Source organism: Sphingomonas sp. QA11 (genome assembly GCF_028473665.1).
Taxonomy (GTDB): Bacteria; Pseudomonadota; Alphaproteobacteria; order Sphingomonadales; family Sphingomonadaceae; genus Sphingomonas; species Sphingomonas phytovorans.
The window spans coordinates 2,628,140-2,649,456 of record NZ_CP098774.1; the positions used below are offsets into that span (position 1 = coordinate 2,628,140).

A 21,317-nucleotide genomic window follows, 5' to 3' on the forward strand; every position below is an offset into this window, starting at 1 on the left:
GGGCAGCGGCTCCATGCCTCGATCTCGTGCGTTTTGAAAAGCGAGCTGAGCAGCGTGGCGAAGACGACACCGTTAGAGTTCATCCGGCAGGTCCAGGCGGAAACCAAGAAGGTCGTCTGGCCGACGCGGCGCGAGACGATCATGACCGGGGTGATGGTGATGATCATGACGACGCTGCTGGCGATCTTCTTCTTCGGGATCGATACGATCTTCGAGGCGATCGTGAAGATGCTGCTGAGCCTCGCGAACTGATTTGGGTAGAGACATGGCGCGCTGGTACATCATTCACGCTTATTCCGGGTTCGAGGGCAAGGTGCGCGACTCGATCATGGCGGAGGCGACCCGCATGGGTCTCGACGCTCTTGTCGAACAGATCGAGGTCCCGACCGAAACCGTCACCGAGGCCCGTCGCGGCAAGAAGGTGGCCGTCGAGCGCAAGTTCATGCCGGGCTATGTGCTCGCCAAGCTGAACATGAACGACGACGTGTATCACCTGGTGAAAAACACGCCGAAGGTAACCGGCTTCCTCGGATCGATGGGCAAGCCCCAGCCGATCAGCGAAGCTGAAGCCGCGCGGATGCTCAACTCGAAGGAGGAAGCAGCCGCCGCGCCGAAGCAGAAGATGAAGGTCGATTACGAGATTGGCGATTCGGTGAAGGTGCTGGACGGTCCGTTCGCGAGCTTCAACGGCATCGTCGAGGAACTCGATTTCGATCGCAGCCGGGTCAAGGTGTCGGTGTCGATCTTCGGTCGCGCCACCCCGGTCGAGCTCGAGTTCGAGCAGGTCGAACGCGCGAAGTAATTTTGGTTTCGTCGCCCCGGACCTGTTCCGGGGTCCATTTCACCGCCCGCGCCCGCGGCCCGGTGGATGCCGGAACAACCCCGGCATGACGGATTGGGCGTTTGTAAACTGCGTACCGTGCGGGAGGCCTTCAAAAGCCGTTCGGACCGCTAAACTTGAAAGAGAGTGAGACATGGCAAAAAAGATTACAGGCTATATCAAGCTGCAGGTGCCGGCCGGCAAGGCCAACCCCAGCCCGCCGATCGGCCCGGCCCTGGGTCAGCGCGGCGTGAACATCATGGAATTCTGCAAGGCGTTCAACGCGCAGACCGGTGACCAGGAAGTCGGCACGCCGCTTCCCACGGTCATCACCGTCTATGCGGACCGCAGCTTCTCGTTCGAGACCAAGACGCCGCCGGCGTCCTATCTCATCAAGAAGGCAGCGAACCTGAAGTCAGGCTCGAAGGAGCCGGGCAAGCTTTCGGCCGGCAAGATCAAGCGCTCCGTGCTGAGCCAGATCGCCGAGACGAAGATGAAGGACCTGAACGCCAACGATATCGACGCGGCGACCCGCATCATCGAAGGCTCCGCCCGCGCGATGGGCCTCGAAGTGGTGGAGGGCTGAGAACATGGCAAAGCTGACCAAGAAGGCGAAGACCCTCGCCGCCGCGATCGACACCAACAAGCTGCATGGCGTTGACGAAGCGATCGCGCTGGCCCGCGCCAACGCGACCTCCAAGTTCGACGAGACGATCGAAGTCGCGCTCAACCTGGGCGTCGATCCCCGCCATGCCGACCAGATGGTCCGTGGTGTCGTCACCCTGCCCAAGGGCACCGGCAAGACCGTCCGCGTCGGCGTGTTCGCCAAGGGCGCGAAGGCTGACGAGGCTCGCGAAGCAGGCGCCGACGTCGTCGGCGCGGAAGATCTCATGGAGATCGTCCAGGGCGGCACGATCGATTTCGACCGCTGCATCGCGACCCCGGACATGATGGGTGTCGTCGGCCGCCTCGGCAAGATCCTGGGCCCGAAGGGCATGATGCCGAACCCGAAGCTGGGCACGGTCACGATGAACGTCGCCGAAGCCGTCAAGGCGGCCAAGGGCGGCCAGATCGAGTATCGCGTCGAAAAGGCCGGCATCATCCACTCCGGCATCGGCAAGGCGAGCTTCCCCGCCGAGGACCTGCGCGCGAATTTCGATGCGCTGGTCGATGCGGTGGTCAAGGCCAAGCCGTCGGGCGCCAAGGGCAAGTATGTCCGCAAGGTCGCCATCAGCTCGACCATGGGCGCGGGCATCAAGGTCGACACCGCGGAAGTCACCGCGGCCTGATCAAGCCTCCCTCCTCGCGCTTGCGGGAGGGGAGAAAATACTGCGAAGGGCCGGGGGAAACCCCGGCCCTTTTGCTGTGGGTGCAATCGAACGAGCCAGCGATTTTCCGCGCTTCGAGGTGCTGCCTGCCTCCAGCCCCCTGCCGCGGCGCAACCGCTGCAGGCCTGGAATGCGAAGAGGGCCGGGAATGACCCCGACCCTCTCCTGATTGCGGCGGGCCTTTTCGGCTTACAGCGCGACTACGCCGCCGTCGTCCTTGGTGATAACCACGGTCGCCGAGCGCGGACGGACGCCCGGTGCCGAGGTCGTCTGGTTAGCCGGCCAGTTGCTGGTGATGTTGCCGGTGTTGCCGTTCTCGCCCGGGTGCTGGATGTTGACGAACAGCGTCTTGCCGTCCGGAGTCGAATCCACGCCGGTGATCTCGGCCTCGAGCGGACCGACCAGGAAACGGCGCAGCATGGTGCCGGGCGCCGCGCCCACGCGCGTCGCCTGCGTGATGCCGGTGCCGCCGGTCGGGGTGTTGGTGATCGTCTTGACCCCACCGTCGTTTACCGAACCGGGCATCGCCGCCAGCATCATGCAGTTGGTGACGTCCGTATAGGCGCTGTCGTCGGTCTGGATCCACAGCACCGGCTTGACCAGGCCCGACGCGTTGGACGGGCGGCCGAACCACAGACCGTCCGGGCTGGAGAAGTCGTTGGTCGCGTCGAGACCCGACAGGTTGATATTGGCTGCGTTGAGATCGGAGCCGGCGCCGAACAGATAGATGTCCCAGGCGAAGCCGGTCGCCTCGGACGTGTCGCCGGTCTCGCGCAGGCGGATGATATGGCCGTTGCGGTTTGAGACAGAGCTGCTCGGCGGGTCGATATAGGCGCGCGGATTGGCGGCATCGGTGTTGCCCGGAGTACGCGACGAGTTGTTGGTGAGAGTCAGATAGACCTCGCCCGTGACCGGATTGACCGCGGTCCATTCCGGGCGATCCATCTTCGTCGCGCCCAGCGCGTCGCCGGCAAGCCGGGCATGAGTCAGCACGTCGGCCTGATCGGCAAAGGGATAGGGTGCCGCGCCCGAGGTCAACGGACCGGTACCGTAGACGAGCGGCATCCACTGGCCGGTGCCGTCGGCGTTGAACTTGGCGACATGGAGCGTGCCGCTATCGAGATATTTGTCGCCGATCGCGAGGCGGTCGGCCGCGCCTGCGTCGTTCGCCGACCAGGGTGTAGCCGACACGAACTTGTACAGATACTCGTTCTGGGCGTCGTCACCCATGTAGAATGCCGGCTTGCGCCCCGCGACGAAATTCGAGGGCCAGCAGCCTTCATGGTTCATGCGGCCAAGCGCGGTGCGCTTCCGCGGCGCGGCGGTCTTGTCGTACGGATCGATTTCTACGACCCAGCCGAACTGGTTGTGCTCGTTGCGGAAATCCGCCAGCGCGCTCGCTCCCGTCGCCTGAGCGTCCCAGCGGCGATAGATGGTGCTCGTCGAATCAGCCGGGACAACGGTGGCCCAGCCATAATTGCCCGATCCGCTGGTGACCCCATAGCGAGTAAGCGCGGTGACCTGCTTCGGCGTGCGGCGGGGATTGTCGGCGGCGGTCGGACGGCGGAAATAGCCGGCCCAATTCTCTTCGCAGGTGAGATTGGTGCCCCAGGGCGTATAGCCGTTGGCGCAATTGTTGATCGTGCCGCGGCCGGCGACACCGGTCGGCGAGAAGACGGTCTGCAGGTGCGCGGTGCCGCGAACCGGGCCGTTGAACACGGTCGGCGTCAGCGGGGTGATGCGGCGATTGAGCGCACCGTTCTGCGCATAGCTCCAGGCGTTCCCGCTCTTCGAAACCTCGACGATGCTGAGACCGTGGCACTCCATTTCCTTGAGTGCCTCGCCTTCCGGACGCGCGCCCGCCACCGTCGTGGCGCCGGCGACATGCAGATAGGGCTGGTTGATGTTCTCGTGGTTCATCACGAGCAGGCCGCGCGTGCTGCTGCCGTCCTCTCGGGTCGAGCCCGATGCGGCGAGCCCGAACCAGTAAAGCGCGTCGCCATGGTCGCCCGCGCGGTTGGCGTAATCGGTGTCGGTACCATCATTCTTGTACGCGCCCGTCCCGACCGCGATCGGGTCACCCAGGCGATAGAGAACCGATACGCTGTAGCCCTCTGGAACGGTGACCTTGTCGAGCCTGTTCTTGGCGACGGCGGCGAAGCCAAGCACGGCCGGGGTCACCGTTACGGTGGTTTCCACGGAGGAGCTCTGATTCTTCGAATCGACTGCCGTGTAGCGGAAGACGAGCGGCGTGCTCGCGCTGACGCTGGGGGCGATGAAGGTAGCCGAACCGCTGGCGGCATTGGTCAGCGTCACCGCCGGGCCGGAAACCTGGGAGAATGTCTGCGACGCGATCGTGCCGTTATCGGCGGCGATCCCTGTAAGCGTGACGAGACGCCCCGAGCTGGCCGTGCCCGACGACCCCGCCGTCACCACGGGGGCTGGATCATTGGCCGCATCGTCGTCGCCGCAGGCCGAGAGCACCGCCCCGCCGAACACGGCGAACGCCGCCGCCGACACGCCGCCACGAAGGGCATCGCGCCGCGAGTAGCGGCGGGCGACCATATCGTTCAGCGAATCGCCGCCAGCGCGATTGGTATCGATGTCGCCGTCGTCATAGCCGAACGTGACGCTGGTCGAGTCTGTCATGTGGATGCCCCCGGGTATATCGCGATCCGGTTCGGATTCGCTGCCGCGCCCTCTTGTGCGGTCCAGCTGACGGCCTGATGGATATTCCTTGACTCTTACGTGACAGATTCACGTCTGTTTCAATACACCACCCCGGGCTCAACGCATTTGTTGACTTTCGCGCCTAAGGCGCTAAGGACCCGCGCTCGCTCGCCAGGCGTTCGCGTCGGGCAAGCTACCGTCCGAGACAGTGGGTGGCCGGAATCCTCCGGCCTTAATCTCCCGCCTAGACGGGGAATGGAATTTTTCCGCTCGCGTATCAGCGCGGCCGGTCTGCTGCCGCTCACGCGGTCAGTTCCCATGCCCCAATCGACGGACACCCCGGATACGCGGGTTTTCCGCGTCTCCGGTTCAACCGGCCCGATGGCTTCGGCCAGCGGGTCAGACACGTGGAGAATGGCATGGATCGTGCTCAAAAGACCGAGCTCGTCGCCGAACTGAACCGCACCTTCAACGAGGTCGGCGTGGTGGTCGTCACCCGCAACCTCGGTCTCACCGTCGCCCAGTCGACGGTGCTGCGCAACAAGATGCGGGACGCCGGCGCGACCTACAAGGTCTCGAAGAACAAGCTTGCCAAGATCGCGCTCGACGGCACCGACTATCTCTCGCTGGGCGATCTGCTCACCGGGCCGGTAGGCCTTGCCACCTCGATCGATCCCGTCGCCGCAGCCAAGGTTGCGGTCGACTTCGCGAAGACGAACGACAAGTTCGAAATCGTGGGCGGATCGATGGGCGCGACTGTCCTCGACGTCGAAGGCGTGAAGGCGCTCGCAACGCTGCCCTCGCTGGATGAACTGCGTGCCAAGATCGTGGGCCTCCTGGTTGCACCTGCAACCAAGCTCGCGACCGTCACCCAGGCTCCCGCGGCGCAGCTCGCGCGCGTGTTCGCTGCCTATGCCGACAAGGACAAGGAAGCTGCCTGATTTCAGGCTCCCTGAAATCGGACACCGATACTTTTTGAACTGAACCAAATGGGGCTTTTGCCCCGATACGGAGAATGAACATGGCAGACCTGAACGCGCTGGTTGACCAGCTGAGCGAACTGACCGTCCTCGAGGCCGCCGAGCTCTCGAAGCTGCTCGAAGAGAAGTGGGGCGTTTCCGCCGCCGCTGCCGTTGCCGTTGCCGGCCCGGCCGCTGGTGGCGCCGGTGCCGCCCCGGCTGCTGAAGAGCAGACCGAGTTCGACGTGATCCTCACCGGCGACGGTGGCAAGAAGATCAACGTCATCAAGGAAGTCCGCGCGATCACCTCGCTCGGCCTGACCGAAGCCAAGACGCTGGTCGAATCGGCTCCCAAGGCCGTCAAGGAAGGCGTGTCGAAGGACGAGGCAGCCAAGATCAAGGCTCAGCTCGAAGCCGCTGGCGCGACCGTCGAGATCAAGTGATTTTCGCGCAAGCGTAAATCATTCCGGGACAAAGCCGGAATCAGAGACAAGAGAAAGGGCGGCTCCCGCAAGGAGGCCGCCCTTTTTCTTGATCCGAATCAATAGGAAAGATAACCAATGTGGGACACTCCCGTCTGAGTGACGACTGCGGCGTTCGAATCCTTTTCAATGGAATAGATCGTTAAATTCGGGTAACGATGTCCCAACAGGCTGCTCGTCGCTCGCGTCCCCGCCAACGGCATCGATCGGGCATCGTTCAGGCCTGGTAGAGATCGACAGATATCAAGGGGGATGATTCCATGACCAGTATGATCAGAATGTTCAGCCTCGCCGTGACGGCGATGCTGTTCGGCCTGTGCTTCGCGGCTCCTGCCAGCGCCCAGGCGACTCGCACCTGGATTTCGGGCGTCGGCGACGACGTCAATCCGTGCAGCCGCACTGCTCCGTGCAAGACCTGGGCAGGCGCAATCTCCAAGACGGCGGCGGGCGGCGAGATCGACTGCCTCGATCCGGGCGGCTTCGGCTCGGTCACCATCACCAAGTCGATCACGCTCGATTGCGCTGAAGGCATCGGCGGCGCGGCTGGCGGCATCCTGAATTCTGGCGTTCCCGGCGTCACCATCAACGATCCCAATGGCGGAACGACGCCGACCATCAAGGTGACCCTGCGCAATCTCACCATTGATGGCGCGGGCGTGACCCAGGGCACCTATGGCGTCCGCTTCCTCAGCGGCAAGTCGCTGACGCTGCAGAATGTCAGCATCATGAACCAGGGCACCGGCTCGGTACCGGCCGTCAGCTTCGAACCGTCGGCCGCGAGCGTCGGCGCGACGCTGCACATGACTGACGTGGATATCGTAAACGTCCAGAACCAGGGCGTTTATATAACGCCGGTCAGCGGCGTAGCGGTCTCCGCGTTCCTGAACCGGGTCACGATTACGCAGGCAGCGATCGGCTTCAAGGTCGAGGCCGGTGGCACCGCGACCCTCATCGACAGCAATCTCTCGAACAACGGCCGCGCCCTCTGGACTGCCTCGGGCGCCGCGACGGCCAATCTCGAGGGCGTGACGATCGCCGGCAGCCTGGAGGCCGCGGTTTTCGCGACCAATGGCACCACGATCCGCCTCTCGAACGTCGGGCTCTACAACAACGCGTTCGGCATCAAGACCACTGGCACGGGTATCGTCCAGTCGTTCGGCAATAACCGGCTTGGCCCGGATGCCGGCAGCATCGGCCTCCCGACCGCCACCGTCACGCAGAAGTAAGGAAAGACCCTGCCGGGGCGGACACCGCCCCGGCAGCTGATCCGATCCGCGCAAGCCTATCGCCGGACGGAAACCGTGTAGGGCAGACTATTCACGCCCTCATGCATGCGCGGCCCGGCATCGAGCCGGAACGGCGCCATCTTGACCCCCTCGCCCCGATCAATCCCGATCACGTGCGAGATCGCGGTCTGGCCCGTGCCGCCCTCCCAATCGTATAGCATATTGATCGCCAGGACGGGCACGAACAGAATCCTGTCCTGCACCGTCATCACGCTCAGCATGTCCTTCGGCATCATCGCCATACCGCTGAGTTCGATCGCCCCACGCGACGGCAGGTCGAACGATGGCGTGATCGGCCGTTCGATTGAACTCGAGAACAAGGTCGCGATCCAGCCATCCTGCTCGGCACCGGCACTGAGCAAGCGGACATCGACCTGAATCGCGCGCGCGACCGCCTGCCCCACATTGCGCACGACGATATCATATTCGACCGCGGCACTCAGCAAATTGGTGCCCGCGCGCTTCACCCGCACCTCGATATCCAGCGTTGCCCGGGCAGATACCGCGGGCGTGGGCGATACTGGCAGGTCCTCAACGACTGGCGGCGGCAAGGGCGTGGAGATTGATTCCCGGGGCGCCGCTTCTTCCGCTGGCATCAGCGGTGCTTCCGTTACTTCCGGCGACGCGGGCACATCCGACGCCACCGCTCCGAGATCGAATATCGCGTGCGCCCCGCGCTTAGGCGGCAAGCCGAAATCAGGAACTGCTTGGGCAGGCGCCTCGATCGACGACACAACCGGGTCCGGAGCTGCCGGCGGCGCCGTTCGCGCTATAGGCTCCGGAACTGCTTCGGGCACATCCACGACCAGATCGAAACGGGCGTGCGATCCACGCTTCGTGGCAGGCTCCTCGCCGCCTTCCTCGGTCTCGCGCCGCCGCAGGAACCAATATCCCAGGCCGGCCAGCAACAGGACGATCACCCCACCTCCGCCAACGAGCGGCCACGAAGAGCCTCCCGGACCAGCCACGGCACTTGGCACCGGTGCCGCGAGAGGGCTGGCAGCGGGCGACGGCACGGATGCCGGAGACGCGGCGATCGGCTCGGCGGGAAGCGGCGAAGCGGCCGGCGTCGGTGCCGCCACGGGGATCCGAGGAGTCGATGTCGGTGTTACGCGCGGCGCTGGCGTTGCACTTGCCCGCGGTGTTGCACTCGCTCGCGGCGTCGGCGTCGAGGTGGGCCGCGGCGTCACCGCAGCGCGTGACGCCGTCGGAGTCGGGCTCAGCACCGTGCGGACGACGGGCGGCGGGGTGGCGGTGCGGGTAACCGTCGATCCCTGGCGTGGCGTGAGGCTGAAGGTCTCGAGGCCCGGAATCAGGTTCGGTGTAGGCGGCGGCGTGGGCGTGGGCGTGGGAGTCGGTGCGCTCTGTGCCCATATAGGCGCGGCCAAGCCCGCCAACGGCAGCAATGGAAGCGTCATTGCCCGCACCCGGCGAGCGGCAAATTTGGACATCAACCCCACTCTGCCGCCTTAGCGCGGCTTGGCTGAACGCGATAGGACAGCTTTCCCCCCTGCGATAGATCGTTTGGCTGATGCGACCGGGCCTGCCTCCCGCGATCGGGAGACAGGCCCGGGACACCTCAGCGATCAGGCATCAGGCATGCTCGGGCACGCCGTGCAGCCGCGCTTCGACGTCATCGTGCATCGCCCGCTCGGTCAGCTTGATCGGCGACATGGCCGGGGCACCATCCTCGCTGACCCCGATGGTGAATGATGCCGAAGTACGGCCCTCGGTTCCGTCCGCCAGCATATAGCGCGCATCGGCGACGATAATCGGCAGGATCGAACCATTGCTGCTCTCGATCAGCGCCGCCTTGGACAACGCAAGCGTCGCGTCGACCCGGGTCCCTTCGCCCGGCTTGATCGTGACGGGCGACATGCCTTCCTCGCCACGCTCGATCAACATGCGCTCCATCTCGCTGCCATTGACTGGCTCGGACGCGAACATGAAGGTCGAGATGCGGACATCCTCAGCCGCGATCGATCCGGCATTGCCAACGGTGAGTTCGATCTCGACCAGCGCTTCGTCGACATTGGTACCGGCGCGCACCGGGCGGAGCGACATCTCAAGCCAGGGACGATCGGCCACTGGCGCATTGCCCTGGGTCAAGGACGCGACTTCCTCAGCTTCTGGCTTCACCAGCGTCGCGTCCTCGGCAGCAACCGGCACGACCGGCTCGTCGACCGCGGCCAGCGACGCCGCGCGAAGGAACTGCGGTTCCGGATCGGGCGCGAAAGGCGCCGGCTCGGCACGGATCGGCGCGGCCTCCCCTGCCCCGGTTTCGACATATGGCTCATCGTAATAGGCATCCTTATAGGTGCGACGGCGGCGCATCATCGCGAAGCCGATCGCCGCCATCAGCACCACCAGGCCGCCAAGCACCCATGGCCAGATTGCGAAAGATTGTTGCGTTGTCGCGCTTTGCGTCACTACCGTTTCAGCAGCCGGGGCCGGAGTCGTCGCCTCGACAGGCGGCGGCGTAACGGGTGCAGGCGTGACGTCTGCCGGAATCGGGGCTGGAACGGGAGCTGCAGCGACAGGCGCCGGCGCGGCCCGAACCGGGGCTGGCGTTCGAACGACACGCGTCGAACGGGCTTCCGTACGAGTCGTGGTACTGCTGGTCGCTGCGCGTGGCGCGGGCGCCTCTGCCTCCGGCGCCGCAGCCTCGACGGGCGCAACAACGGGCGGCGGCTCGACCGCGGCGGCGGGTGGCGCGATCGTCGGGACGACGGGCGGGGGCGCTACCGTCTGCTGCACTGGCGGCGACGGTGGCATGGCTGGTTGAACCTCTTGTGCATGGCCCGGAACGGCCAGCAAAAAGGTGGCTGGGACAAGCGCGACGAACGCGCGGCGGGTTGCGGGTTTGTTTTTCATGACGCAGACTCAATGAAGGGAACCCGCAATCGGACCCGCCTCGACACCGGAATCGCGCCGAACCGTTTCGTGGCGCCGATGAGACGACTTTGGCCGTAGCGTTTGACAGTCTCCAACACGCTCCCTATATCGCGCATTCCACCACAGCTTTCGGGAAATGACGTGCCGTCGCGCAGCGTGTCGATCGAATTGGAGGCTGTGGGTTCATAAGACGCCAGGAGCTGCTGTTTTCCGAAAAGGAGAGCTAGCGGCTTTTTGCGTCTTCATGCGTGCCCGCCCGGTGGATTCCGGGCACGATATTATCAGCTGTTAAGGCGAAAAACTCCATGGCGACCAAGGCAATCGAGGGCGGCACGCTTAAGCGCCGCATCCGCAAGGTGTTCGGCAACATCCACGAAGTGGTGCAGATGCCGAACCTGATCGAGGTTCAGCGCGAATCCTACGAACAGTTCCTTCGGTCCGATCCCTCGATCGGCTATGTGTCCGGCCTGGAAAAGACGCTGCGCTCGGTGTTCCCGATCCGCGATTTCGCCGGCACCGCCGAGCTCGACTTCGTGAACTACGAACTCGAGCCGCCGAAGTTCGACACCGACGAGTGCCGCCAGCGCGGCATCACCTATGCGGCGCCGATGCGCGTTACCCTCCGCCTGATCGTATTCGAGGTGGACGCCGATACCGAGGCCCGGTCGGTCCTCGATATCAAGGAGCAGGACGTGTACATGGGCGACATGCCGCTCATGACGCAGAACGGCACCTTCATCATCAACGGCACCGAGCGCGTGATCGTCTCGCAGATGCACCGCTCGCCGGGTGTGCTGTTCGACCATGACCGCGGCAAGACCCATGCCTCGGGCAAGTATCTCTTCGCCGCGCGCGTCATCCCCTATCGCGGCTCGTGGCTCGATTTCGAGTTCGACGCGAAGGACATCGTCAACGTCCGTATCGACCGCAAGCGCAAGCTGCCGGTCACGGCGCTGCTGTACGCGCTCGGCCTGAACTCCGAGGAAATCCTCAACTATTTCTACAACCGCGTGACCTTCGTCCGCGGCCAGGGCGGCTGGATCATCCCGTTCCAGGCCGAGAACTGGCGCGGCCAGAAGCCGATGTTCGACATCATCGATGCGAAGACCGGCGAAGTCGTGTTCGCTTCGGGCCAGAAGATTTCACCGCGCGCTGCGAACAAGGCGGCCAAGGACGGCCTGACCGACCTGCTGATTCCGACCGAAGAGATCTTCGGCCGCTATTCGGCCTATGACCTGATCAACGAAGCGACCGGCGAGATCTATATCGAGGCGGGCGACGAAGTGTCGGCCGAGAATCTCGAAGCGCTCGACAAGGCTGGCATCGACCGGATCGAACTGCTCGACATCGATCACGTCACCACCGGTCCGTGGATCCGCAACACGCTCAAGGCCGACAAGGCCGAAGAGCGCGAGCAGGCGCTGTCCGACATCTACCGCGTCATGCGCCCCGGCGAGCCGCCGACGCTCGAGACCGCGGAGTCGCTGTTCAGCGGCCTGTTCTTCGATCCCGACCGCTACGACCTGTCGGCCGTCGGCCGCGTCAAGCTCAACATGCGCCTCGACCTCGACGCCGAGGACACCGTCACCACGCTCCGCACCGAGGATATCCTCGCGGTCGTGAAGACGCTGGTCGACCTGAAGGACGGCAAGGGCGAGATCGACGACATCGACAATCTCGGCAATCGCCGCGTTCGTTCGGTGGGTGAGTTGCTCGAGAACCAGTACCGCGTCGGCCTGCTCCGCATGGAGCGCGCCGTGAAGGAGCGCATGTCCTCGGTCGACGTGTCCACCGTCATGCCGAACGACCTGATCAACGCAAAGCCCGCGGTCGCCGCGGTGCGCGAGTTCTTCGGTTCGTCGCAGCTCTCGCAGTTCATGGACCAGACCAACCCGCTCTCCGAAGTGACGCACAAGCGTCGCGTTTCGGCGCTTGGCCCGGGCGGTCTCACCCGTGAGCGCGCAGGCTTCGAAGTCCGCGACGTTCACCCGACGCATTATGGCCGCATCTGCCCGATCGAAACGCCGGAAGGCCCGAACATCGGCCTGATCAACTCGCTCGCCAGCTTCAGCCGCGTCAACAAGTACGGCTTCATCGAGACGCCGTACCGCAAGGTCGTCGATCACAAGGTCACCGACGACGTCGTCTATCTGTCGGCGATGGAAGAGGCCAAGCACACGATCGCGCAGGCCAATGCCGAGCTCGACGGCACCAAGGGCTTTGTCGAGGATCTCGTTTCGTCGCGTCAGGCGGGCGAATTCCTGATGGCGATCCCGGACAACATCACCCTGATGGACGTCTCGCCGAAGCAGCTCGTGTCGGTCGCGGCATCGCTCATTCCGTTCCTGGAAAACGATGACGCCAACCGCGCACTGATGGGCTCGAACATGCAGCGTCAGGCAGTGCCGCTGGTTCGCGCCGAGGCACCGTTTGTCGGCACCGGCATGGAAGAGACCGTGGCGCGCGATTCCGGCGCAGCGATCTCGGCCAAGCGGTCGGGCATCGTCGACCAGGTCGATGCGGCCCGCATCGTGGTCCGCGCCACCGGTGAGGTCGAGGCCGGCCAGTCGGGCGTCGACATCTACACGCTGATGAAGTTCCAGCGCTCAAACCAGAACACCTGCATCAACCAGCGTCCGCTGGTGAAGGTCGGTGACTCGGTCCGCGCCGGCGACATCATCGCCGACGGCCCGTCGACCGAGTTCGGTGAGCTGGCCCTTGGCCGTAACGCGCTCGTCGCGTTCATGCCCTGGAACGGCTACAATTATGAGGATTCGATCCTCATTTCCGAGCGTATCGTGAAGGACGACGTCTTCACCTCGATCCATATCGAGGAATTCGAAGTCATGGCGCGCGACACCAAGCTCGGGCCGGAAGACATCACGCGCGACATCCCGAACGTCGGCGAGGAAGCGCTCCGCAACCTCGACGAGGCGGGCATCGTCTATATCGGTGCCGAGGTCGAGCCGGGCGACATCCTGGCGGGCAAGATCACCCCCAAGGGTGAATCGCCGATGACGCCGGAGGAAAAGCTCCTCCGCGCCATCTTCGGCGAGAAGGCGTCGGACGTGCGCGATACCTCGCTTCGCCTGCCGCCGGGCGTTGCCGGCACCGTCGTCGAGGTCCGGGTGTTCAACCGCCACGGCATCGACAAGGACGAGCGCGCGATGGCGATCGAGCGCGAGGAGATCGAGCGCCTGAAGAAGGACTCGGACGACGAACGCTCCATCGTGAACCGCGCGACCTGGTCGCGCCTTCGCGAGATGCTGCTCGGCCAGACCGCGACCGCTACGCCGAAGGGCCTGAAGAAGGGCGCCGAGATCGACGCCGACCTGCTCGACAGCGTCGACCGCCACGAGTGGTGGAAGTTCGCCGTTGCCGACGACAAGACCCAGAGCGATCTGGAAGCGGTCAAGGCGCAGTATGACGATGCGGTGAAGCTGATCACGGACAAGTTCCATGATCGTCGCGAGAAGCTGGAGCGCGGCGACGAGCTGCCCCCGGGCGTGCTCAAGATGGTCAAGGTCTTCGTCGCGGTGAAGCGCAAGCTGCAGCCGGGCGACAAGATGGCCGGCCGTCACGGCAACAAGGGCGTCATCAGCCGCATCCTGCCGGCAGAGGACATGCCGTTCCTCGCCGACGGGACGCCGGTCGACCTGGTGCTGAACCCGCTGGGCGTGCCGTCGCGCATGAACGTCGGTCAGATCTTCGAGACCCATCTCGGCTGGGCCGCGCGCGGCCTGGGCGGGCAGATCTCGCAGGCCTTGGAAGACTGGCGCGAAGCCAATCCGACCCCCACTGCAGGTGCCATGCCCGAAGTGGTCAAGGATCGCCTCAAGACCGTCTATGGCGAGCAGTATCATGCCGAGATCGACGCCCGTTCGGGTGCCGAGATCATCGAACTGGCGCAGAATCTGCGCGGCGGCGTGCCGATGGCGACGCCGGTGTTCGACGGTGCCCGCGAGGCGGACGTCTCGGCGATGCTCACGCTCGCCGGGCTAGACACCTCGGGCCAGTCGGATCTGTTCGACGGACGTACCGGCGACCAGTTCGACCGCAAGGTGACAGTCGGCTACATCTACATGCTGAAGCTGCACCATCTGGTGGACGACAAGATCCACGCGCGGTCGATCGGCCCGTACAGCCTCGTCACCCAGCAGCCGCTGGGCGGCAAGGCGCAGTTCGGCGGTCAGCGCTTCGGCGAGATGGAGGTCTGGGCGCTCCAGGCATACGGCGCCGCCTATACGCTGCAGGAAATGCTGACGGTGAAGTCCGACGACGTGGTCGGCCGCACCAAGGTCTATGAGGCGATCGTCAAGGGTGACGACACGTTCGAGGCCGGCATTCCCGAGAGCTTCAACGTGCTGGTCAAGGAAATGCGATCGCTGGGTCTGAACGTCGAGCTGAAGAGCGTCGAGCAGTTCGACTCGGACGGCGTCGCGATCGCGGCGGAGTAAAGGACAGAGCGCTGCCCTCCGAAGGCAGCGCTCCCTCCCCCGCCCGCACAGAATTTTTCCCTGGAGGGAATTGAGACATGAACGAACTGACCAACTTCGCCAATCCGGTGGCCAAGCCGGAAACCTTCGACCAGATCCAGATCGGGATCGCCTCGCCAGAGCGCATCCGGTCCTGGTCGTTCGGCGAGATCAAGAAGCCCGAGACCATCAATTATCGCACGTTCAAGCCCGAGCGTGACGGTCTGTTCTGCGCGCGCATCTTCGGTCCGATCAAGGACTACGAGTGCCTGTGCGGCAAGTACAAGCGCATGAAGTACAAGGGCATCGTCTGCGAGAAGTGCGGCGTCGAGGTCACCGTCTCGAAGGTCCGCCGCGAGCGCATGGGCCATATCGAGCTCGCTGCCCCGGTCGCGCACATCTGGTTCCTGAAGTCGCTGCCCTCGCGCATCGGCCTGCTGCTCGACATGCAGCTCAAGCAGCTCGAGCGCGTGCTGTACTTCGAGGCCTATATCGTGATCGAGCCGGGCCTCACCCCGCTCGAAAAATATCAGCTCCTCACCGAGGACGAACTGCTCGACGCGCAGGATGAATATGGCGAGGACGCCTTCTCGGCCGGCATCGGCGCCGAAGCGGTCCGCATCATGCTCGAGAGCCTCGACCTCGAAGGCGAGCGCAAGGACCTGCTGGAAGAACTAGCGGTCACCAAGTCCGAGCTGAAGCCGAAGAAGATCATCAAGCGCCTGAAGGTCGTCGAGAGCTTCATCGATTCCGGCAATCGCCCTGAATGGATGATCCTCGAGGTCGTTCCGGTCATCCCGCCCGAGCTGCGCCCGCTCGTGCCGCTCGACGGCGGCCGCTTCGCGACGTCGGATTTGAACGATCTGTATCGCCGCGTGATCAACCGTAACAACCGCCTGAAGCGCCTGATGGAGCTGCGGGCGCCGGACATCATCGTCCGCAACGAAAAGCGCATGCTGCAGGAAGCGGTCGACGCGCTGTTCGACAACGGCCGCCGTGGCCGCACGATCACTGGCGCCAACAAGCGTCCGCTGAAGTCGCTGTCCGACATGCTCAAGGGCAAGCAGGGCCGCTTCCGCCAGAACCTGCTCGGCAAGCGCGTCGACTATTCGGGCCGTTCGGTCATCGTGACCGGTCCGGAACTCAAGCTGCACCAGTGCGGCCTGCCGAAGAAGATGGCGCTCGAGCTGTTCAAGCCGTTCATCTACGCCCGCCTCGACGCCAAGGGTCTCTCCATGACCCTGAAGCAGGCCAAGAAGTGGGTCGAGAAGGAGCGCAAGGAAGTCTGGGACATTCTCGACGAAGTCATTCGCGAGCACCCGGTCATGCTCAACCGCGCGCCGACGCTTCACCGTCTCGGCATCCAGGCGTTCGAGCCGGTGCTGATCGAGGGCAAGGCGATCCAGCTTCACCCGCTGGTCTGCTCGGCCTTCAATGCCGACTTCGACGGTGACCAGATGGCCGTGCACGTCCCGCTGAGCCTCGAGGCCCAGCTTGAAGCGCGCGTCCTGATGATGTCGACCAACAACATCCTGTCGCCCGCGAACGGCAAGCCGATCATCGTGCCGTCGCAGGACATGGTGCTGGGTCTGTATTACCTGTCGATGATGAAGGAGGACGAGCCCGGCCAGGGCATGATGATCTCCGACATGCAGGAGGTCCATCAGGCGATCGAGGCCGGCGCGGTGACGCTCCACACCAAGATCATCAGCCGCGTTCCGCAGACCGACGAGGCGGGCAACCAGTATCTCAAGCGCTACGAGACCACCCCGGGCCGCATGCTGCTCGGCGAGTGCCTCCCGAAGAGCTCGAAGGTGCCGTTCGACACCGTCAACCGCCTCCTCACCAAGAAGGACGTTGGCGACGTGATCGACGAGGTCTATCGCCACACCGGCCAGAAGGAGACCGTGCTGTTCGCCGACGCGATCATGGCGCTCGGCTTCAAGCACGCGTTCAAGGCGGGCATCTCGTTCGGCAAGGACGACATGATCATTCCGGACGCGAAGGTTCCGCTGGTCGACGAGACCCGCGCCCTCGTGAAGGACTTCGAGCAGCAGTATCAGGACGGCCTGATCACGCAGCAGGAGAAGTACAACAAGGTGATCGACGCCTGGAGCCGTTGCGGTGACCAGGTGGCGAACGCCATGATGGACGAGATCAAGTCGGTGAAGAAGCTGGCCAACGGCCGCGAAGCCCCGATCAACTCGATCTACATGATGGCCCACTCCGGTGCCCGCGGTTCGCAGGCCCAGATCAAGCAGCTTGCCGGCATGCGCGGCCTGATGGCCAAGCCGTCGGGCGAGATCATCGAAACGCCGATCATCTCGAACTTCAAGGAAGGCCTGACCGTCCTTGAATATTTCAACTCCACCCACGGCGCCCGCAAGGGTCTCGCGGATACGGCGTTGAAGACCGCGAACTCGGGCTACCTGACCCGCCGTCTGGTCGATGTGTCGCAGGATTGCGTCATCATCGAGAATGATTGCGGTACGGAGCGTGCGCTTGAAATGCGCGCGATCGTCCAGGGCGGCTCGACCATCGCATCGCTCGGCGAGCGAATCCTCGGTCGCACGACCGCGGAAGACATCGTCGACACCAAGACTGGCGAGATCGTCATCCCGTCGGGCACCCTGCTCGACGAGCCGATGGTTGCGAAGATCGAGGCGATCGGCACCCAGTCGTGCAAGATCCGTTCGCCGCTGGTCTGCGAGACCAAGATCGGTGTCTGCGGCAAGTGCTACGGGCGCGATCTGGCCCGCGGTACGCCGGTCAACATCGGTGAAGCTGTCGGCGTCATCGCGGCGCAGTCGATCGGTGAGCCGGGTACCCAGCTGACGATGCGTACCTTCCACATCGGCGGCGCGGCGCAGCTCAACGAGCAGTCGAACCTTGAGGCGGTTGCCGACGGCACGATGGAATATCGCGACCTTCGCATCATCATGGATCAGCGCGGCCGCCGCGTCGTGCTGAGCCGTTCGGGCGAAGTCGCGATCGTCGATGCCGATGGGCGCGAGCGTGCGGTGCACCGTATTCCGTACGGCGCCTATGTCCTGTTCGACGATGGTCACATCGTGTCGAAGGGCGACCGGATGGCCGAATGGGATCCGTTCACCATGCCGGTGATCACGGAAAACCCAGGTGTCGTGAAGTATGTCGACCTGGTCGAGGGCAAGACCCTGACCGAGCAGGCGGACGAAGCGACCGGCATCTCGCAGCGCGTCGTCACCGAATATCGCGCCGCGACCAAGTCGAAGGAGGATCTGCGTCCGCGCCTGACCCTGCTCGACTCGGGTTCGGGTGAAGCCGGCCGCTACATGCTCGCACCGGGCGCAACGCTCTCGGTCGAGGACGGTGCTCAGGTCCAGGGCGGCGACGTTCTGGCCCGTGTCTCTCGCGAAGCAGCGAAGACGCGTGACATCACCGGCGGTCTGCCGCGCGTCGCGGAACTGTTCGAGGCTCGCAAGCCCAAGGAAAACGCGATCATCGCGAAGGTCTCGGGCCGCGTCGTGTTCGGCAAGGATTACAAGGCCAAGCGCAAGATCGGCATCCAGCCCGAGGACGGCAGCGAGGTCGTGGAGTATCTGGTGCCGAAGTCGAAGGTGATCGACGTTCAGGAAGGCGACTACGTCAAGCGTGGCGACAACCTGATCGGCGGTTCGCCCGATCCGCACGACATTCTCGAGGTGCTCGGCATCGAGCCGCTCGCTGAATATCTCGTGTCGGAAATCCAGGAGGTCTATCGTCTCCAGGGCGTGAAGATCAACGACAAGCACATCGAGGTGATCGTTCGCCAGATGCTGCAGAAGGTCGAGATCACCGACGGCGGCGACACCACGCTGCTCGCCGGCGAGCAGGTCGATCGCGACGAGATGGACGACATCAACTCGAAGATCGCCAAGAACCAGACCCCCGCACAGGGCAAGCCGGTTCTGCTCGGCATCACCAAGGCGTCGCTGCAGACCCGCAGCTTCATCTCGGCGGCGTCGTTCCAGGAGACCACCCGCGTCCTCACCGAGGCTGCGGTCCAGGGCAAGCAGGACACGCTGATCGGCCTCAAGGAGAACGTCATCGTCGGCCGCCTCATCCCGGCGGGCACCGGCGCTGGCATGAACCGCCTGCGGGTCGCGGCCTCCAGCCGCGATGCGGCCCTGCGCGTTCAGCAGCGTCGCCTGCAGGAAGTGCTCGTCGCCCCGAATTCGGCGGCGGAAGAGCATGCGGCTGAACTGGCGCGTGACGTGCGCGACGACACGGGCAGCGATGCCCTGGCGTCGGTCACGCCCTCGGGTCACGGCACCGACGAGGATGCCGGCGAGTATCTGAACAGCTGATCCAGCCGTTCGGCGCTGAACTGAAAGACCGCCGTCCGGGGATGCCCGGGCGGCGGTTTTTCGTTGCGATTGCTACGGAGAGAAGACAGGCATCCTCGCCACCCCTCTCCGTCGCGGCGGAAACCGGCTCCTGCCCCATTACGAAAGAGCCGCCGCCTGGTTCGACCGGGCAGCGGCTCTTGGTTCGCACGCGGGGGCAGAACATTTATTTCGTCTGGAAGATCACGCCCCGCGTTTCCCACTCAGCCTTGGTACGGCAGACGCGCTTGCCAAGCATCGATCCGGTCACGACGGGATCGCCGGTAACGGTCGGGAACAGGCAGACCCTGCGAGGGGTCTGCGCAGGCCCAGCAGCCCGGGCGCCACCTGTGGACGAGATCACGGAACGCGTACCCGCCATCGCCGGTGCGGCAAAGGCAATGACCAGAGCGAAGCCGGCGGCAACGGAAACGGGGCGAGACATAGTCGGGCGAGTCATTCCAGGATCCTCCATGAGCAACATCACAAGCGGGATTTGCTACCCGCCCGCCTCCCATTGCATTACCCATGCCAACCACGTCGCTACGTAGAATCAATGACTTACAATGAGAAAATAGTCCTATAATGACCAAATACTACGAAAAATGGGTATAAACAGCCAAAAATCGGCGAGAAACCCCATTTAGCATGCTGATAGGAAACATCTGGGTACGGCAGCACGCTGCCCAACGTTGGATGCCGGCCCGACAGGCATCGCCCGAACGGCCGTGCTGGCGCCTACATCCGCACGATCCGGGTACCGATCCGCTCAGCCTCTTCGGGGTCGTGCGTCACCATCAGGATCGGCAGCCGGAGATCGTCGCGGATATGTTCGATGGCGCACATCGTTTCCTCGCGACGCGGAGGGTCGAGCGAGGACAGTGGTTCGTCGAGCAGCAGGAAGCGTGGCGCGCTCAGCAACGCTCGTCCGATCGCCACCCGCCGCGCCTCCCCGCCTGACAGCGTGCGCGGCCAGCGATCGAGCAGATGGCCGATCCCGAGGAAATCGATTGGTTCGCCGATCATCGTCCCGGCGGGCGCACCGTACAGCAGGTTCGCACGCACCTTCAAATGCGGGAACAGCCGGGGTTCCTGGAACACATAGCCCGCGTGGCGCCGCTCGGGCGGCAGGTCGATACCCTCGCCGGCGTCGAAGAGCGTTTCGCCGCCGACACGGACATGGCCGCCATCCGGCGCCAGCAGGCCGGCGACCATGTTGAGCACGCTGGTCTTGCCGATGCCCGAGGGACCGAACAGCACGGTCGCCCCCTCCCCGGCCACGAACTCGACAGCGATCCCGGTGTCGCCGAGTTGCTTCGACAAGGCGACGTCAAAGGACATGCATGCCCCTCCCCGCGCGCCGCCCCAGCAGCTCGGATGCGATCAGTGCCGCCAGCGACAAGCCGACCGAGATTGCCGACAGCCGCCACACCATCGCTTCGCCACCCGGCTGCTGAAGTGCCGAATAGATGGCGAGCGGCAGGGTCTGGGTCTGCCCCGGCACGTTGGACACGAAAGTGATGGTCGCCCCGAACTCGCCGATCGACCGCGCGAAACCAAGGACCGCGCCGGCCAGGATGCCCGGAACGCTCAGCGGCAGCGTGATCGTCCGGAACACCTTGCCCGGCCCTGCGCCGAGAGTCCGCGCAGCGCTTTCGAGTCGCCGGTCGACCGCCTCGATCGACAGGCGCATCGCGCGCACCATCAGCGGCAGCGCCATCACCCCCGCCGCGATGGCGGCCCCGGTCCAGCGGAACAGCACCGAGACGCCGAACCAGTGAAACAGCCAGCCGCCGATCGGCCCGCCCGGCGCGAAGGCGATCAGCAGCAGCCAGCCAGTCACCACCGGCGGCACCACCAGCGGCAGGTGGACCAGCGCGTCGAGCAGTATCTTTCCCGGGAAACGCCAGCGCGCGAGCACCCAGGCCAGCACGAATGCGATCGGCAGGGTCACCCCCATCGCGACGGCCCCTATCTTCAGCGACAGCAGGATGATGGTCCATTCGTCAGGGCTCAGCATGGAGCTACCGCCCTTTCTCCAGCGCGCCAGATCTTC

Annotated in this window: 16 protein-coding genes; 10 read left to right on the forward strand and 6 right to left on the reverse strand. The window is 64.5% G+C overall.

The annotated features are described in order from the left end of the window. Nucleotides 1-54 precede the first annotated feature (54 nt). The 4 genes from secE (at nt 55) to rplA (ending at nt 2,109) form a co-directional block, all read left to right on the forward strand. Nucleotides 55-252: a preprotein translocase subunit SecE gene (gene secE, locus NDN01_RS12265; protein WP_272628185.1), complete on the forward strand. Its 198-nt coding sequence runs from the start codon at nt 55-57 to the stop codon at nt 250-252. Between the two features lie 13 nt (nt 253-265). Continuing rightward, nucleotides 266-802 (forward strand): transcription termination/antitermination protein NusG, encoded by a 537-nt coding sequence (gene nusG, locus NDN01_RS12270; RefSeq protein ID WP_272627781.1) that lies wholly within the window; start codon nt 266-268, stop codon nt 800-802. A gap of 172 nt (nt 803-974) precedes the next feature. Then, nucleotides 975-1,406: a 50S ribosomal protein L11 gene (rplK, locus tag NDN01_RS12275; RefSeq protein ID WP_272627783.1), complete on the forward strand. Its 432-nt coding sequence runs from the start codon at nt 975-977 to the stop codon at nt 1,404-1,406. A gap of 4 nt (nt 1,407-1,410) precedes the next feature. Beyond that, nucleotides 1,411-2,109, forward strand: coding sequence for a 50S ribosomal protein L1 (rplA, locus tag NDN01_RS12280; RefSeq protein ID WP_272627785.1), 699 nt, complete (start codon nt 1,411-1,413; stop codon nt 2,107-2,109). 228 nt (nt 2,110-2,337) lie between these two features. On the opposite strand, the gene NDN01_RS12285 is transcribed toward rplA, so the two are convergent. Next, the gene (locus NDN01_RS12285; protein ID WP_272627787.1) at nt 2,338-4,797 is read right to left on the reverse strand and encodes a PhoX family protein; all 2,460 of its coding nucleotides are present in this window, start codon (nt 4,795-4,797) and stop codon (nt 2,338-2,340) included. Between the two features lie 440 nt (nt 4,798-5,237). Here NDN01_RS12285 and rplJ point away from each other — a divergent pair, with 440 nt between their 5' ends. The 3 genes from rplJ (at nt 5,238) to NDN01_RS12300 (ending at nt 7,485) form a co-directional block, all read left to right on the forward strand. Next, nucleotides 5,238-5,759, forward strand: a complete 522-nt coding sequence (gene rplJ / locus NDN01_RS12290; protein ID WP_272627789.1) for a 50S ribosomal protein L10 — start codon at nt 5,238-5,240, stop codon at nt 5,757-5,759. Between the two features lie 80 nt (nt 5,760-5,839). Then, on the forward strand, nt 5,840-6,220 hold the full coding sequence (gene rplL, locus NDN01_RS12295; protein WP_272627791.1) for a 50S ribosomal protein L7/L12: 381 nt from the start codon (nt 5,840-5,842) through the stop codon (nt 6,218-6,220). A gap of 299 nt (nt 6,221-6,519) precedes the next feature. Beyond that, on the forward strand, nt 6,520-7,485 hold the full coding sequence (locus NDN01_RS12300; RefSeq protein WP_272627792.1) for a hypothetical protein: 966 nt from the start codon (nt 6,520-6,522) through the stop codon (nt 7,483-7,485). A 56-nt stretch (nt 7,486-7,541) separates the two neighbouring features. Here NDN01_RS12300 and NDN01_RS12305 read toward each other — a convergent pair whose 3' ends face one another. Together NDN01_RS12305 and NDN01_RS12310 are read right to left on the reverse strand one after the other, a co-directional pair. Beyond that, nucleotides 7,542-8,465 carry a hypothetical protein gene (locus NDN01_RS12305; RefSeq protein WP_272627793.1) on the reverse strand — a complete coding sequence of 308 codons (924 nt, stop codon included), beginning with the start codon at nt 8,463-8,465 and terminating at the stop codon, nt 7,542-7,544. Between the two features lie 673 nt (nt 8,466-9,138). After that, nucleotides 9,139-9,927 (reverse strand): hypothetical protein, encoded by a 789-nt coding sequence (locus NDN01_RS12310; protein WP_272627795.1) that lies wholly within the window; start codon nt 9,925-9,927, stop codon nt 9,139-9,141. 226 nt (nt 9,928-10,153) lie between these two features. Between NDN01_RS12310 and NDN01_RS12315 the strand changes: the two genes are divergently transcribed. From NDN01_RS12315 to rpoC, 3 genes are all read left to right on the forward strand, one after another. Beyond that, nucleotides 10,154-10,330, forward strand: coding sequence for a hypothetical protein (locus NDN01_RS12315; protein WP_272627797.1), 177 nt, complete (start codon nt 10,154-10,156; stop codon nt 10,328-10,330). A gap of 415 nt (nt 10,331-10,745) precedes the next feature. After that, on the forward strand, nt 10,746-14,897 hold the full coding sequence (gene rpoB, locus NDN01_RS12320) for a DNA-directed RNA polymerase subunit beta (RefSeq protein ID WP_272627799.1): 4,152 nt from the start codon (nt 10,746-10,748) through the stop codon (nt 14,895-14,897). A gap of 77 nt (nt 14,898-14,974) precedes the next feature. Then, complete coding sequence (gene rpoC / locus NDN01_RS12325) at nt 14,975-19,243, forward strand: DNA-directed RNA polymerase subunit beta' (RefSeq protein ID WP_272627801.1); 4,269 nt, start codon at nt 14,975-14,977, stop codon at nt 19,241-19,243. A gap of 205 nt (nt 19,244-19,448) precedes the next feature. Here rpoC and NDN01_RS12330 read toward each other — a convergent pair whose 3' ends face one another. The 3 genes from NDN01_RS12330 to modB all read right to left on the reverse strand — a co-directional run bounded on the left by NDN01_RS12330 (nt 19,449) and on the right by modB (nt 21,281). Then, entirely contained in the window at nt 19,449-19,721 is a 273-nt protein-coding gene (locus NDN01_RS12330) for a hypothetical protein (protein WP_272627803.1), read from the reverse strand. Between the two features lie 278 nt (nt 19,722-19,999). Then, a complete protein-coding gene (locus NDN01_RS12335) occupies nt 20,000-20,602 on the reverse strand; it encodes an ATP-binding cassette domain-containing protein (RefSeq protein WP_272627805.1) in 603 nt (200 codons plus the stop codon). Beyond that, nucleotides 20,592-21,281 (reverse strand): molybdate ABC transporter permease subunit, encoded by a 690-nt coding sequence (gene modB, locus NDN01_RS12340; RefSeq protein ID WP_272627807.1) that lies wholly within the window; start codon nt 21,279-21,281, stop codon nt 20,592-20,594. The genes NDN01_RS12335 and modB overlap by 11 nt, the downstream gene beginning before the upstream one ends. Nucleotides 21,282-21,317: the final 36 nt, after the last annotated feature.

What these genes read in the sequence shown, in the direction of transcription:
- nusG (WP_272627781.1), top strand. Translation starts at nt 266, where the DNA reads ATGGCGCGCTGGTACATCATTCACGCTTATTCCGGGTTCGAGGGCAAG.
- rplK (WP_272627783.1), top strand. Translation starts at nt 975, where the DNA reads ATGGCAAAAAAGATTACAGGCTATATCAAGCTGCAGGTGCCGGCCGGC.
- rplA (WP_272627785.1), top strand. Translation starts at nt 1,411, where the DNA reads ATGGCAAAGCTGACCAAGAAGGCGAAGACCCTCGCCGCCGCGATCGAC.
- NDN01_RS12285 (WP_272627787.1), bottom strand. Translation starts at nt 4,797, where the DNA reads ATGACAGACTCGACCAGCGTCACGTTCGGCTATGACGACGGCGACATC.
- rplJ (WP_272627789.1), top strand. Translation starts at nt 5,238, where the DNA reads ATGGATCGTGCTCAAAAGACCGAGCTCGTCGCCGAACTGAACCGCACC.
- rplL (WP_272627791.1), top strand. Translation starts at nt 5,840, where the DNA reads ATGGCAGACCTGAACGCGCTGGTTGACCAGCTGAGCGAACTGACCGTC.
- NDN01_RS12300 (WP_272627792.1), top strand. Translation starts at nt 6,520, where the DNA reads ATGACCAGTATGATCAGAATGTTCAGCCTCGCCGTGACGGCGATGCTG.
- rpoB (WP_272627799.1), top strand. Translation starts at nt 10,746, where the DNA reads ATGGCGACCAAGGCAATCGAGGGCGGCACGCTTAAGCGCCGCATCCGC.
- rpoC (WP_272627801.1), top strand. Translation starts at nt 14,975, where the DNA reads ATGAACGAACTGACCAACTTCGCCAATCCGGTGGCCAAGCCGGAAACC.
- NDN01_RS12330 (WP_272627803.1), bottom strand. Translation starts at nt 19,721, where the DNA reads ATGACTCGCCCGACTATGTCTCGCCCCGTTTCCGTTGCCGCCGGCTTC.
- NDN01_RS12335 (WP_272627805.1), bottom strand. Translation starts at nt 20,602, where the DNA reads ATGTCCTTTGACGTCGCCTTGTCGAAGCAACTCGGCGACACCGGGATC.
- modB (WP_272627807.1), bottom strand. Translation starts at nt 21,281, where the DNA reads ATGCTGAGCCCTGACGAATGGACCATCATCCTGCTGTCGCTGAAGATA.